This window comes from Candidatus Pelagibacter bacterium nBUS_36 (assembly GCF_051201215.1).
Lineage (GTDB): Bacteria > Pseudomonadota > Alphaproteobacteria > Pelagibacterales > Pelagibacteraceae > Pelagibacter.
Genome location: NZ_CP172839.1, coordinates 1,122,218 through 1,136,806, shown reverse-complemented (window position 1 = coordinate 1,136,806; position 14,589 = coordinate 1,122,218). Strand labels below are relative to the sequence as shown.

At 27.8% G+C, this 14,589-nt stretch carries 16 protein-coding genes; 10 read left to right on the top strand and 6 right to left on the bottom strand.

Annotated elements, in window-relative coordinates; all coding sequences use genetic code 11:
* Positions 1-4: 4 nt before the first annotated feature.
* The 6 genes from ACIJYI_RS06180 (at position 5) to ACIJYI_RS06155 (ending at position 5,669) form a co-directional block, all read left to right on the top strand.
* Positions 5-712, top strand: coding sequence for a response regulator (locus ACIJYI_RS06180; protein ID WP_435113751.1), 708 nt, complete (start codon positions 5-7; stop codon positions 710-712).
* Positions 712-2,253: an ATP-binding protein gene (locus tag ACIJYI_RS06175; RefSeq protein ID WP_435113750.1), complete on the top strand. Its 1,542-nt coding sequence runs from the start codon at positions 712-714 to the stop codon at positions 2,251-2,253. Before ACIJYI_RS06180 ends, ACIJYI_RS06175 begins: the two co-directional genes overlap by 1 nt.
* A 42-nt stretch (positions 2,254-2,295) precedes the next feature.
* Positions 2,296-3,582, top strand: a complete 1,287-nt coding sequence (gene ahcY, locus ACIJYI_RS06170) for an adenosylhomocysteinase (RefSeq protein ID WP_435113748.1) — start codon at positions 2,296-2,298, stop codon at positions 3,580-3,582.
* Positions 3,566-4,021 carry a tRNA (adenosine(37)-N6)-threonylcarbamoyltransferase complex ATPase subunit type 1 TsaE gene (gene tsaE, locus ACIJYI_RS06165; RefSeq protein WP_435113746.1) on the top strand — a complete coding sequence of 152 codons (456 nt, stop codon included), beginning with the start codon at positions 3,566-3,568 and terminating at the stop codon, positions 4,019-4,021. Before ahcY ends, tsaE begins: the two co-directional genes overlap by 17 nt.
* A 174-nt stretch (positions 4,022-4,195) precedes the next feature.
* Entirely contained in the window at positions 4,196-4,969 is a 774-nt protein-coding gene (locus ACIJYI_RS06160) for a phosphotransferase (RefSeq protein WP_435113744.1), read from the top strand.
* 10 nt (positions 4,970-4,979) lie between these two features.
* Positions 4,980-5,669: a sugar phosphate nucleotidyltransferase gene (locus ACIJYI_RS06155; RefSeq protein WP_435113742.1), complete on the top strand. Its 690-nt coding sequence runs from the start codon at positions 4,980-4,982 to the stop codon at positions 5,667-5,669.
* Here ACIJYI_RS06155 and ACIJYI_RS06150 read toward each other — a convergent pair.
* A complete protein-coding gene (locus tag ACIJYI_RS06150; RefSeq protein WP_435113740.1) occupies positions 5,647-6,360 on the bottom strand; it encodes a 2,3-bisphosphoglycerate-dependent phosphoglycerate mutase in 714 nt (237 codons plus the stop codon). The two genes, ACIJYI_RS06155 and ACIJYI_RS06150, sit on opposite strands and share 23 nt — an antisense overlap.
* Positions 6,361-6,409: 49 nt before the next feature.
* Here ACIJYI_RS06150 and ACIJYI_RS06145 point away from each other — a divergent pair, with 49 nt between their 5' ends.
* On the top strand, positions 6,410-6,796 hold the full coding sequence (locus ACIJYI_RS06145) for a hypothetical protein (RefSeq protein WP_435113738.1): 387 nt from the start codon (positions 6,410-6,412) through the stop codon (positions 6,794-6,796).
* Positions 6,789-7,382 carry a lytic transglycosylase gene (locus tag ACIJYI_RS06140; RefSeq protein ID WP_435113736.1) on the top strand — a complete coding sequence of 198 codons (594 nt, stop codon included), beginning with the start codon at positions 6,789-6,791 and terminating at the stop codon, positions 7,380-7,382. Before ACIJYI_RS06145 ends, ACIJYI_RS06140 begins: the two co-directional genes overlap by 8 nt.
* Here ACIJYI_RS06140 and ACIJYI_RS06135 read toward each other — a convergent pair.
* The 4 genes from ACIJYI_RS06135 to msrA are packed head-to-tail and all read right to left on the bottom strand — an operon-like array spanning position 7,372 to position 12,752.
* Entirely contained in the window at positions 7,372-10,500 is a 3,129-nt protein-coding gene (locus ACIJYI_RS06135) for an efflux RND transporter permease subunit (RefSeq protein ID WP_435113734.1), read from the bottom strand. The genes ACIJYI_RS06140 and ACIJYI_RS06135 overlap by 11 nt on opposite strands.
* A gap of 4 nt (positions 10,501-10,504) precedes the next feature.
* Positions 10,505-11,491: an efflux RND transporter periplasmic adaptor subunit gene (locus tag ACIJYI_RS06130; RefSeq protein ID WP_435113732.1), complete on the bottom strand. Its 987-nt coding sequence runs from the start codon at positions 11,489-11,491 to the stop codon at positions 10,505-10,507.
* Positions 11,492-11,494: 3 nt separating this feature from the next.
* Entirely contained in the window at positions 11,495-12,307 is an 813-nt protein-coding gene (locus ACIJYI_RS06125; protein WP_435113730.1) for a rhodanese-like domain-containing protein, read from the bottom strand.
* Between the two features lies 1 nt (position 12,308).
* Complete coding sequence (msrA, locus tag ACIJYI_RS06120; protein WP_435113727.1) at positions 12,309-12,752, bottom strand: peptide-methionine (S)-S-oxide reductase MsrA; 444 nt, start codon at positions 12,750-12,752, stop codon at positions 12,309-12,311.
* 35 nt (positions 12,753-12,787) lie between these two features.
* Here msrA and ACIJYI_RS06115 point away from each other — a divergent pair, with 35 nt between their 5' ends.
* Both ACIJYI_RS06115 and ACIJYI_RS06110 read left to right on the top strand, forming a co-directional pair.
* A complete protein-coding gene (locus ACIJYI_RS06115; RefSeq protein ID WP_435113725.1) occupies positions 12,788-13,672 on the top strand; it encodes a DMT family transporter in 885 nt (294 codons plus the stop codon).
* Complete coding sequence (locus ACIJYI_RS06110; RefSeq protein WP_435113722.1) at positions 13,665-14,300, top strand: DNA-3-methyladenine glycosylase family protein; 636 nt, start codon at positions 13,665-13,667, stop codon at positions 14,298-14,300. The genes ACIJYI_RS06115 and ACIJYI_RS06110 overlap by 8 nt, the downstream gene beginning before the upstream one ends.
* Here the strand turns inward: ACIJYI_RS06110 and ACIJYI_RS06105 are convergent.
* Positions 14,287-14,583: a DUF1330 domain-containing protein gene (locus tag ACIJYI_RS06105; protein ID WP_435113719.1), complete on the bottom strand. Its 297-nt coding sequence runs from the start codon at positions 14,581-14,583 to the stop codon at positions 14,287-14,289. The genes ACIJYI_RS06110 and ACIJYI_RS06105 overlap by 14 nt on opposite strands.
* Positions 14,584-14,589 lie beyond the last annotated feature (6 nt).

Below are 14,589 nucleotides of genomic sequence, written 5' to 3'. Positions count from 1 at the left end.
AGAAATGCACAAACAGACAATAGCTTTAATAGATGATGATAGAAATATCTTAACTAGTTTGAGTATTGCACTAGAAAAAGAAGGTTTTAATGTGCAAACTTATATTGATGGCGAAAGTGCTTTAATCGGTCTAACAAGGACACCACCTGACTTAGCAGTAATTGATATCAAAATGCCAAAGATGGATGGAGAGGAATTGCTTAAGAAGCTAAGAAAAAAAACTTCTTTGCCAGTAATTTTTTTAACATCAAAAGATGATGAGATTGATGAGTTGTTAGGTTTAAAACTAGGAGCGGATGATTTCGTAAAAAAATCTGGTGGTTTTTCAATAAAAATTTTAATTGAAAGAATTAGAGTTCAATTAAGAAAAAAAGATTCTAGCAACGTTTTAGAAGAAAACAAAAGTTTGATAGCACATGGTAGATTAAAACTAGATCCATCACAGCTTGAATGTGAATGGAATGGCAAACAATTACCAGACAAGCTAACTACAACTGAGTTTTTAATAGTTAAAGAATTGGCTAAAAGACCAGGTATTATTAAAGAGAGAGGGCAGTTAATGGATATCGCTTACAGAGAAGATACAGATATTGAAGATAGAACTATTGATAGCCATGTAAAAAGAATTCGAAAAAAATTTAAAAAAGTAGATCCTGATTTTTCAGCTATTGAAACTAGGTATGGTAGTGGATATAGATGGAATGTTAGCTGATGTTTAGTAAATACTTAAAAAATCTATCAATATTAAGAAAGTTTTTATTCATAAATTTTATTATTTTCACAATCATTGGAACTTTTACAATTATATATCTAAATAATGTTCAGCCTAATTTAATCAAAAAAAAGTCAATAAATCACACAAATATAATAAATAATACAATTGATAATATTTTAAGATTAGATGTTAGATTTGTTACTAGTGATATAAGAAAATTTTTATTTTCTACAAGGTTTATATTTCAAAATTTAGATAGAGTAATTTTTTTTGACCAGGATCTAAATCTTATTGGAGATACAGATACTTTAGACCTTGACCCAAGATCTTTTTCAACAAGATTAAATGAAATTGAATTTGAAAGTTTAACTGAAAGAAAAATAGATCCAATTATAAAAAATGAAGATATAGAAATTGATAAAAATCAAAATTTATCTTTAAAAAAAATTTTAAGATCATATTCAAATTCAAATGAATATGGAAAACCCTACACATTTGCTCAAGAAAGTCTTAATCAATTTAAACTAACAACAATTAAGAATGTAACCAAAGATAAATCAAATATTGGGTATTTAGCAATTATTGAAAATGCAAATGATATTAAAACAGCAACAGATGAAAGAAAGGCATTTGTTATCAGAACGGTAATTGCGGTAGGATTTGTAATTTTAATTTTTTCATTTGTCTTAAGTAGATATTTTATCAAACCTATTCAAAATTTAGTAAGTTATACAAAAATTATAAAAGAAAAAAGTCAGACCAAAATTGATATTGATAGTCTAAAAAATAGAAATGATGAACTGGGACTTTTATCCAATTCGTTAGATGATATGACAAATGAACTTCAAAAAAGAGTTACTCATGCTGAAAATTTTTCAACAGATCTTGTGCATGAAATAAGAAATCCTTTAGCATCTTTAAAAAGTGCATCCGAAATTTTGCAGGATACAGATAATTCTGATCAGAGATTAAAATTAATAAATATTCTTAGTCATGACGTGCAAAGAATTGAAAGATTGATTACAGATTACTCTCAAATGTTAAAAGATGAAGTTGCATTAAGTAAAGAAAAAATGAAAAAAATTAACATTGAGCCGATTATTCAGTCTGTTGTTGATGATTATAATAATATTTATAAGGTAAAAAAAGATATCAGAATAAACTATGAAAATGATGGCAAAAATGAATATTTAATTAATGGTATAGAAAATAGAATTGAACAAATAATTGCAAATTTATTAGATAATTCAATTTCATTTAGTAAAAAAGGTAGCAATATTTTTGTAAATGTATCAAGTATATTTGATAAAAAGACTATGGTTAAGATTATTGACGAAGGTGAAGGATTTAAAGAAAAAGATACTTCTAAAATATTTAAAAGATTTTACAGCAACAGACCAGATAAGTTTGGAGAACATTCAGGGCTTGGATTAAATATAGTAAAAAACTTAGTCGATCTTCATGATGGTGAAATTGTAGCGTCTAATAGGCTTGATAGTGATGGTGCAATAATAGAAATTAAATTCCCAGATGCTTAATCTTATGTTGATTAATTAAATCTTAGTTGTATAAAACTTTTCATGGAAGATTATAAAGTAAAAGATATATCATCAGCAGAGTTTGGTAGAAAAGAAATCTCGATTGCTGAGAGTGAAATGCCAGGTTTAATGGCATTAAGAGAAGAGTATTCAAAGACAAAACCCTTAAAAGGTGCAAGAATTATAGGCTGTCTACATATGACAATTCAAACAGCTGTATTGATTGAAACATTAGTTGAATTAGGAGCCGATGTTAGATGGTCATCATGCAATATTTTTTCAACACAAGACCATGCTGCAGCAGCAATTGCAAAAGCTGGAATTCCCGTTTATGCTTGGAAAGGTGAAACTGAAGAAGAATATCTATGGTGTATTAAACAAACCATTGTTGGAAAACCTGAATGGAAACCAAACATGTTATTAGATGACGGTGGTGATTTAACTGCAATCATGCATAACGAATATAAAGATTTAATGAAAGATATAAAAGGAGTTTCTGAGGAAACTACTACAGGAATCAAGGCATTAAATAAGATGGAAAAAGATAATTCACTTTTAGTGCCTGCAATTAATGTAAATGACTCAGTAACAAAATCAAAATTTGATAACTTATATGGCTGTAGAGAAAGTTTAGTAGACGGAATTAGAAGAGCAACGGATGTTATGATGTCTGGAAAAATTGCAATTGTAGCAGGTTTTGGTGATGTTGGGAAAGGTAGCGCCGCATCTCTTAGACAAAGCGGAGCAAGAGTTCTTGTAACTGAAGCTGATCCAATTTGTGCTCTCCAAGCCGCTATGGAAGGTTACGAAGTTGTTTTAATGGAAGAAGCAATTAGTAGAGCAGACATTGTTGTAACAGCAACAGGCAATAAAGATATTGTTACAGCTGATCATATGAGAGATATGAAAGATAGGGCAATACTATGCAATATTGGCCACTTTGATAACGAGATACAAGTTGAAGCTTTAAAAAATTATAAATGGACAGAAGTTAAGCCTCAAGTTCATGAGATTGAATTACCTAGCGAAAAAAGAATTATTCTTCTAGCAGAAGGTAGATTAGTTAATCTTGGTTGTGCAACTGGACATCCAAGTTTTGTTATGAGCGCTTCATTTACAAATCAAGTTATTGCACAAATTGAACTTTGGAATAATCACAAAAACTATGAAAATAAAGTTTATGTTTTACCAAAACATTTAGATGAAAAAGTTGCTACACTTCACTTAAAAAAAGTTGGTGCAAAACTTACCAAACTATCAAAAGAACAGGCAGACTACATAAGTGTTGGAACAGAAGGTCCATTTAAACCAGATGCCTATCGCTATTAAAAATGGCAAAATAGATATATCTCTAGAAGAAAACACTAAAGAACTAGCTAAAAATTTTACTTATTATTTAAAAGGTGGAGAAATACTTTTTTTATATGGAGAAATGGGAGTTGGGAAAACAACTTTTGTTAAACATTTAATAAATCAATTTCAGAAAAATGAAAAATTAACACTTACAGAGGTTACAAGTCCAACATTTAATTTGTTAAATGAGTACAAGCTAAATAATTTCATAATTAAGCATTATGATTTATTTAGATTAAAGAATGATAGTGAAATTAAAAATTTAGATATATTTGAAAATAGTAAAAGTTCAGTAACACTTATAGAATGGCCCCAATTAATTAATAAAAACCATTCAATTAAAGCTATAGAATTGTCATTTATCTACGAAAATCAGTTAAACAATAGGTCTGTCAAAATTAATGGTTTAAGTTAATACCAATTGTATGAATTTTTCAAAACAATTTAAAGAAATTAAAGGTGATGCTTCATTCAGAAAGTTTTATAGAAATAAAAAAAAAACTCAATAATTGTTTTAGCAAATAAAGAAAAAAATAAAAATCTTCTAGCATATGATGCCATTAATAAAATTTTAATAAAAAATAAAATTTTGGCACCAAAACTATTAAATCAATATTACACTAAAAATTTTATAGAAATTCAAGATTTGGGCACCAAAACAATATATCAGTTGTTAAAGCAGAAAAAAATTAACCAATATCTAATATTTAAGAAAGTAGTTAATATTTTAAATGATGTTCAGTCAATTAAGGATAAAAAAATAAGGAATTTTAAAAACCAATTATACAGTATCCAAAAATATCATGATAAAGTTTTATACAATGAAGCAAAACTCTTTTGTGATTGGTATGTACCTAAAAAATTACCTAAAAATAAAAGTATAAAATTTAATAGTCGGTTGAAAAAAGAAGTTAAATTTTTATTGTCAAAATTACATTATAAAAATGATACCTTTGTGCATAGAGATTTTCACGTATCGAATTTAATGTTTTTAAATAACAAGGTAGGTCTAATTGATAGTCAGGATGCTTTAATTGGAAACAAAGCTTATGATTTAGCTTCATTGATTGATGACGTTAGATTTAAAACATCAAATAAATTCAAGAAAAAAGTTTATGAATATTATTTAAAAAAAAATAACAAAATTAAAGTAAACAAATTTAAAACAGATTTTGTAATTTTATCAGTTCTAAGGAATTTAAAAATCATTGGAATTTTTATGCGATTAGCAGTTAGAGATAATAAAAAAAGTTATCTTAAACTAATTCCTTATGCTTGGGAGTTAATTAATTATAGAATAGGGCAAAATAAAATTTTTGATAATTTAAGTTTGCTATTAAAATATAATTTACCTAAAATTTAAAATAAGTAATATGAAAGTAAATACAGCTTTGATTTTATGTGCAGGGTTTGGCAAAAGATTAAACCCCATTACTCTTGATACTCCAAAACCATTACTTAAACTAAATAATATTACTGTGCTTGAAAAATGTATTAATCTAATTGAAAGTTTAGGAGTAAGAAAAATTTTGATAAATACTTTTTATCTGAGAGAACAGATTTCTCATTTTATAAAAGAAAATACTTTTAAAAGTAAAATAAAAGTCATAGATGATGGTAAAAATATTTTAGATACAGGAGGTGGTATACTAAATATGATAAGTCATTCAGATGAAAATGATTTTTTTGTTTTTAATCCTGATACCCTTTGGCAAGCAGAGTACTCCAATGAAATTGTTGAAATGGAAAAATTATATTCTTCAAAAAATTTAACCAATATACTTTTGTTAGCAAATAAAGAATTAAGTTTTGACAAAGGTTTAAAAGCTGATTTTAATTTAGAAAAAAATTTTATTTTAAAAAATAGTAAAAAAAATTACATATACACTGGTTGCCAGATCTTAAATAAAAAAATACTTGCTAATTATAAAGTTGAAAACTTTTCAATTACGAATGTTTGGAATGAACTAATTGATAAAAAAAAATTATTTGGTTTTGAAAGTCAAAAACATTTTTATCATTTAACTAACCTACAAATTTTCAAAAAATTAAAAGATCTTTAGCTCTATCTTTATCCAAATATTCACAATTGGTAATTTTATGATTAGTATCTAAATTAATTAAAAGTGGGTTTCCTGTCGGTATTTCTAATTTAGAAATTTGATCATTATTTAGTTTGAAGAGATATTTACAAAGAGCTCTTATGGAATTTCCATGTGCAGAAATTAAAATATTATTGCTGACAATCTTATTTTCAATATCTTTTTTATAAAAATTTAATACTCTTTCATATGTATCTTTAAGTGACTCTGTATCAGGTATTTGATTAACTGGTATTTCTTTATAAATTTCAATATTTGTTGGGTGGTTGGGGTTGTCTTTATCTAGTGGATCAGGCTTCAAATCCCAAGATCTTCTGAATTGATGCACTTTATCCTCACCAAGTTTAGCTTTCATTTCATCTTTATTTAAACCAGTAAGAGCACCATAATGTCTTTCATTTAGTTGCCATGCAGTTTCAGAGTTTTTTTTATCTTCCAATATTTCTTGAATCAATTTTAATGTATTCTTAGCTCTTGATTGAAGTGATGAATAATATAAATCAATATTTATCTTTTTGTTTTTAATTAAGTGTCCCGCTTTTTTAGCTTCTAATTTCCCATTTTCAGTCAAATCAACATCTACCCATCCTGTGAATTTTTTCTCAAGATTCCATATACTTTGACCATGTCGCACTAAAATTAAATAACTCATTTGTTTATCTTTTAGATTAATTTGATAAATAAAACTATAATAATTAATAATGAATTTTCTTCCAAAATATAAATTTTTTTTTTATTTTTGTAATTTATTTTTAATTTTTTTGTATTTATTTCCGGGGAGTTTATTAGGTTGTTTCTTTTATAAAGATTGTCAACTACAACCTCAAATAACACCAAATTTTATTATTTCAACAAATCACTTATATGCTTTTTTTATACTTTCTGTGATTGGATTTTTATCATTTAAAAAACCAAATGAAGTCTGTTTTTTGATTGCTTATTTAATAATTTTGTCAACAGTACTAGAATTCTTGCATCTGATTATACCTGAAAGAAATTTTGAATTTTCAGATTTATTTGGAAATTTAATTGGAGTAATAATAGTAATAATTATTGATTACTTTTTTAAAAAAATTAAAGATGTTTAAAAATTACTTTATACTTTTATTAATTTTTTTTATTTCAGCTTGCTCTTCAATACCTTCAAATACATCAAATAGTTGTTCAATATTCAATGAAAGATATTTATGGTACAAACATGCAAAAAAATCTGAACAAAAATGGGGAACACCTATTTATTTACAGTTAGCTATAATTAAAATGGAGTCAGATTTTGATTGGTTGGCAAAACCTCCTAGACAAAAAATTTTTAAAGTCATTCCATATAAGAGACCATCCAGTTCATTTGGCTACTCACAAGCAGTTAAAGGAACATGGGATCAATATAAGAAAGAAACAGAAAATAAATTAGCAACAAGAACTAGATTTAAAGATAGTGTAGATTTTATTGGTTGGTATACAAACAAAACTACCAGTATTCTAAAAATTTCAAAAAATGATGCATTTAAGCAGTATGTTGCCTACCATGAAGGTTGGGGAAATTATAAATATTATAAAAAAAATAAAAAGATAATCAATTTAGCAAAAAGAGTAGAAAAACAATCTAATGTTTATAAGAAACAATTAATTAATTGTGAAAGTAAGCTCAATAGAAATAAGTATATTATTTTTTAGATAATTGTTTTTTTAACTCAATATCGACCATATCAATTCTCTTACTATTTTTTGCAAGAGTTAGATACATCGTTGGTGTTACATAAAGTGTAAAGAAAGTTGAGATAATCATTCCACCAAGAATTGTTGCACCAACAGCCAATCTTGAGGCTTCACCTGCTCCTGGCCCAATATTTCCAACAACCAAAGGCAGCATTGCTATCATGGTACTGATAGATGTCATCATAATGGGTCTAAATCTTAATTCACAAGCTTCTTTAACTGAATCTTCTATTTTTTTTCCAGTAGTTCTTATTTGATTTGCATAATCAACAATAAGAATACTATTTTTGGTCGATATACCGATTAAAATTACTAAAGCGATTTGAGAAAAAATATTTATTGAGCTATTTAAGAATAAGATAAACACTAATCCTCCAAAAACAGCTAATGGTACTGTAAGCATAATTGTAAATGGATGGATAAAAGAGTTAAATGTTGCAGCCATAACCAAATAAGCAGTTAATAATCCCAATGCAAAAATAATATAAAGTTCGTTAGTTGTTTCCTTAACTTCTTCTGACTCACCTTTCCAAGTAATCTGATTTGTAGGTGCTACCTCTTCCATAATATTTTCTAAATACTCAATTGCTTCAAATAATGAATAATTCTCGTTAACATTTGCAGAAATAGTTACCGCTCTTTGTCTATCATATCTTGCCAATACTTTAGCTGATCCTTCTTCTTTTAAATCAACTAAATTTGATAATGAGATTAACTCACCAGTTATGCTGGATCTTACAAATAATTTGCTCAAACTATCTTTATCTTTTCTATCAACAAGATATTGTTGAAGAATAATTGGATATTCTTTTCCTAATTTATTAAATGTGGTAACTCTTTTGCCACCATATAAAGTTTCTAATGTTTGACCAATAGATCTAGTCGATATTCCTAAATCTTTTGCTTTATTTTTATTAATAACTAATTTTACTTCCGGTTTATTTCTATTATAATCTGACTCTATTCTTGATAATCCTCTATTTCTTCTTAGTTTACTTATTACTTCTTTTTGAATACCTTCTAATTCTTCATAAGTACTTCCTAAAATTACCATTTGGATTGGTTTATTATAATTGGAAACTCTTATCCCCTGAGGTGAGATTGGAAAAGCTAAAGTTTGAGGTACAGTTACTATCTTGCCTATAGCTTGTCTCATGATTGTCAAAGCATCTTTATCTCTTTTTTTCCAATCCTCTAGTAAAGCAATAATAATAAAACTATTAAATGAATTTGCTGAGCTTCCAAAACCCGGAACTCTCATGATGAATCTATTATAAGGACTATCCTTAGCCTGTAGCAATGGAAGCAATCTCTTTTCTACATCTTGGGCTCTTTGTTGTGTATAATCAAACGAACTTCCTTCATCAGTAAAACCAATAACCAAATAAACACCTCTATCTTCTTTTGGAAGAAGCTCTTTGGTTGTGTACATAAATAAGGCTACAGACCCAGCTATAATTAAAAAAATAAAGGTTATTATCGTTTTTTTTTTATTAATCCAATAGTTTAATGTTTCTTTATAAAAATTAGAAAAACCTTGAAAAAAAATATTAAATTTTTTTACAAAAAATCCAGAGCTAGCTTTTTTATCTAAAAATTTGCTTGCTAGCATTGGCGACAAAGTTAAAGCAACAAATGAAGATACAACAATTGAAAAAGATAAAGCTATAGCGGTCTCTCTAAATAAAGTTCCTGATATTCCTTTAATAAAAATCAAAGGAATAAAAACAGCAAGTAAAATTAAAGTCGTTGCAATAATGGCAAAGGTAATTTGCTTAGATCCTTTATATGCAGCAACTAATGGGTTTTCTCCATTTTCTATTCTTCTGTATATTGCATCTGTCATAATAACAGAGTCGTCAGTTATAATTCCAATCGCAAGGATAAAGCTTAAAAGTACAAAAATATTTATTGATAGATCAAATAAATAAATACCTAGAAATGATGCAATTAAACTCACTGGTAGAGCAACAGCAGGAACTATTACTGCTTTGATATTTCCTAAAAATAAATAAATTATTATTACAACCAAAATAAATGCAATTGCTAAAGTTTTATAAACTTCATCGATTGCTGCTTTAACATATGTAGCTCTATTAAATGAAATTTCTAATTTTAGACCATCTGGTAAAGTTTTTCTTACCTCAATAATTTTTTTTTGTATTTCTTTTGCTAGCTCAACTGTAGAGGCACCACTTTTTGCATAAATTCCAATGCCAACTGTTTTTTGGTTTAAATTATTTTTACTTTGAGCTTTGAATAATGTTTTTTCAGAAACAGGACCTAATTCTACATTTGCAATATCTGATAATCTTACAATTTTATCTTTTGTTCTTTTAATAGGTAAAAACTTTAAATCATCAATATTGGTATATGATTTATCTAAATTAATTGTTAAATCGATATTATCTGCCTCCAAAGTCCCAGCAGGTAAACTTACATTTTCATTTCTTAGTGCATTTTCTACTTCTTGAATAGTCATACTATTTGCAGCTAATTTTATAGGATCAATCCAAACTCTAACACTTAGTTCTCTAAGCCCTCCGAGTAGAATTCTTCCAACATTTTTCACACTTGAAAAAGAGTCAACCAAATATCTATCAGCATAATCCCCAAGCTCTAAATCCGACCAAGTTGATGATGAAACAGACAGCCACATTGTTGTTGTGAAACCAGCTGCTTGTTTTAATATTTGTGGAGCATCAGCCTCAGAAGGAAGATTATCGACTACTCTAGCTACTCGTTCTCTTATATCATTTGCAGCATCATCAAGATCAATATCTGTATCAAACTCTATATTGATACTACTTCTTCCGTTTTCTGACTTAGAGTCAATGTTCTTAATTCCTTCTGCTCCTCCAATAACATCTTCTATCACTTGAGTTATTTCTTGATCTACAATTGGAGCTGACGCAGATTTATAATCAACTTTCACTTGTACTACAGGTGGCTGCAAACCATCAGGTAATTCTCTAACTGGGAGTTCAGAATAAACAAATAAACCAAATACAATTAGAATTAAAGACAGAACCCAAGCTACAACAGGTCGTTTTATGCTTACTTCAGTGATGTACATTTATTTATTTTTTCTCTGTCTCAGATTTTTTAAATGGGTTTAATTTTTTTAACCAATCAAACTTACTTTTCTTTGTTTTTGGTTTAGCTTTTTTTTTCCAACTTGATGCTTTTTGTTTTGAGCCAAATTGAATTGGTTTAATTTTTCCATTTGGTCTTGTTTTTTTTAGGCCTTCAGCAACTACTGTGTCACCATCTTCAAGACCAGATTTGATTTCTACAATTCCTTTTTTTCTTAGGCCAATTTCTACTGCTATTTTTTTTACAGTATTTTCTTTGTCTACTTTATAAACATAAACATTATCACCTTCCATTAGCAAACTTGTATCAAAAATGCTTAACGAGTTTCTTTCATTATAATTGATAGAAACTTCTAATAGCGACCCAGATAAAAGTTCATTGTTAGGGTTATCAAGTTTAATTCTAACTGGCAGGGATCTTTTGTTTGTATCAATTCTGCTTGCAGTAGATTCTACAGTTCCAGAGTATTTTTTAAGAGCATTTCCAGAAAATTTTATATCTACGTTTTGATCTTTTTTTACATAAGGCGCAAACGTTTCGGGTATATCTACATCAACAAATAGAACTGAAGTATCTTCTAAATTTAATACAATTGAGCTTTGTGATACATCTATATCATTAGAAAAATCTCGTTTACCAATAATTCCGTCAAAAGGAGTGGTTATGTTTCTATTCTTTAATTTTGCGATTATATCTCCTGTTTTAACTTTTGTATTAAATTTAATTGGTTCTAATATTTCATATTTTTCAACATTGAAGGATTTAATTTGTGCTGGAACTGCAGTACCAAATGTCTCGATCGTGTTTTGAAATAATTTTTGCTCAACTACCTGGACAATTATTCCTGGAGGAGGTCTTTTGCTAAATTTTTTTTTAAAATGATTACCAATCATTGTTCTAGCAATGATTACTGCTGCAATGATAAAAAAGAAGATTAATACTATTGATGTAATTTTTGTTGATCTTTTCATATTTTAACTCTTTCCATACTCAGACCATGAGCCATCGTATATAGTCGGCATATATTTATCATTTATTAATGAATATGCTAGAGACAATACGCTCGCAGTTACTCCCGATCCGCATGAAAATACTATATTTTTACTATGGTCAAAATTAAATGACTTAAATTTTTCTGATATTTTATCTATCTCAACAAATGTGTGGTCATCATTTATTAATTCTCCAAAAGGTAAACAAAAGGAATTTTTTATTGACCCGCTTCTTAAACCTTTTCTTGGTTCAGCAACTTTACCTTCAAACCGCTCTCTGCTTCTTGCATCAACAATATAAAAATCATTTTTATCAATATTTTCATCTATCTGTTTTTTATTTTTAACCATTTCTGTATTCTCCTTACATAAATACATAGAAGTTTCATTGGTAACTTTTTTATTGTTTATAGTTTTATTTTCTTTTTTCCATTTTGTAAGTCCTCCATCAAGAACATGGACTAGTTTAGGATCATGACCAAAATAAATTAAATTATACCAACACCTACACGAACTTATTACATCTGAGTTATCATAAATTACAATTTCATCTTTATTTTCAATTCCCATATCTCCTATATTTTTTTCCCAAGATTTAGTATCAGTCAACATATGTGGTAAATCTGTATCTATTTTGGAATTTTTATCTAAATCAAAAAAAATTGCATTTGGTATATGTTCTTTATTATATTCTTCAAAACCATCTCTTTTTGTTTGAGGCATGTGCCAAGAAGAGTCTATAATTTTGACTTTGTTAATATTTTTTTCTAACCAATTTGTGTTAACTAAAGACATTTTATCTTTTTTCCAAATATTTTTGATGATACTCTTCTGCAGGGCAATAATTCTTTACTAAAGAAATCTTTGTTACAACTTTTTTTGATAATTTAATATTTATATCTTCAGTTATATTTTCTGCTATTTTTTTTTGTTGATCATTTAAATAAAATATTTCACTTCTGTATTGTGTTCCAAAATCTGGACCTTGAGAGTTTAAAGTGGTTGGATCATGTATCTCATAAAAAAATTCAAGAATTTCTTTATAAGAAATAATTTTAGGGTCAAAATCTAGTTTTACTACTTCGGCATGATTTGTTGATCCCGAACACACTTCTTTGTAGTTAGTTTGACTATTGCTACCTCCACAGTAACCTACTTCAGTTTTTATAACTCCATCAAGTTTACTAAACTTAATTTCTGGCCCCCAAAAACATCCCAAACCTAAAATTGCTATTTCCATTGATTATAGATTAATATAATTTACAAATTATTCTTATGTTAAGTAAAAATCAATTGGGCTTTTTGTACATGTTCTTATCAGTATGTACTTTTTCCATCATGGATTTAATTGTGAAGTGGTCAGGTGATTACCCAACTGGACAAGTAATGTTTTTTAGGGGTTTTTTTGGAATTATTCCTACTTTTTTTTTAATTCCTAAGGAAAAACTAAAAACCTTTTATAAAACTAATCGACCAATCGAACATTTTTTCAGATGTGTTATGGGATTAATGGCATTAGTTGCGATATTTATTGCCCTAAGAAAACTACCTTTAGCTATTGTTGTTAGTATTTCTTTTGCTGCACCTTTATTTATCACTGTATTGTCAATTTTTCTATTAAGTGAGAAGGTCGGTATCTATAGATGGTTGGCAGTCTTAATTGGTTTTGTGGGTGTAATAATAATTTCAGAACCAGGTATTAAAGAAATGAATTATCTTTATTTTTTACCTTTAATATTTTGTATTGGCATGTCATTTGTAACTATTACTATTAGAAAACTATCCACAACAGAACCAATTTGGCTTATATCAATGTTTTTTAGTATAATGATATTGATTACAAGTTTGTTTACAATACCATTTGGATGGGTAGTGCCAAATTTAAAAGATTTTATTCTTTTGATGATGGTAGGAATTATGGGTGGATCTGCAAATTTATTTTTAACTCAGTCTTATAAACTTTCAGAAGTATCACTAGTAGCACCTTTGAAATATTTGTCGCTTATTTTTGCTATCATTTTTGGATATTTAATTTGGAACGAAGTACCAACTGCAAAAACATTAGTAGGAGCCTTGCTTGTAGTATCTGCTTCTATTATAATTTTTAGAAGAGAAATTTATCATAAAGAAAAAATCCATTCAACTACTAGACATGAGTAAATCACCTCACTATTGGAGTATAGCAAAAAAATACTTATCTAAAAAAGATAAGGTAATGTCTTCTTTAATTAATAAATATAAATCCCCATCAGAGGCAGTTTTGACAACAAGAAAAGATATTTTTTTTTCATTATGTAAAAGTATAATTGGACAACAAATAAGTGTTGCCGCTGCAAATTCTGTTTTTTTAAGATTCAAAAAAAAATGCAAAAATAAAATAAATGCTAAAGTTGTTAGCACCCTATCTTTTACTCAATTAAAATCATGTGGACTTAGTAAGCAGAAAGTAAAAGGTATTCAAAGTCTCGCTAAACAAACTTTAGACAAAACTTTCAATCCAAAACTAATATCTAAAATGTCTGATGAAGATGCTATTTTGTATCTTTCTAAATTAAGGCAAATAGGAAGATGGTCTGCAGAAATGATTTTATTATTTACTTACAATCGTTCTAATATTTGGCCAGTCCAAGATATTGGTTTGCTGAGAGCAATCTCAAAAAATTATAAAAAGAAGTATTTACCTCCTGATAATTATGTAAAATTATTAAACAAAAGATTTGCCCCATATTGTTCAGTGGCTACGTGGTATTTATGGAGAAGTATAGATCCTGAGCCTATTCAGTACTAAACCCCTCAATCACCTGCATATGTCTTTCAGTAGTGTTTTTTGCAATATCCCATCCAGCTAAATATTCTTTTGAATTATGACATTCAATAGCTTTTTCATAACTTGGAAATTCCCATACAACTGTTCTTGAAAAATCATCTCCATTATATGTTATATATTTTCCACCTCTTACAAGAGGAACACCACCAAAGCTTTTAATAATTGGTGTTACAACTTCTGCGTATCTCTTTAAATTCTCTTGATTTTTTACTTTTATATACAAACTAATCCAATAGCCTTTCATGATTTC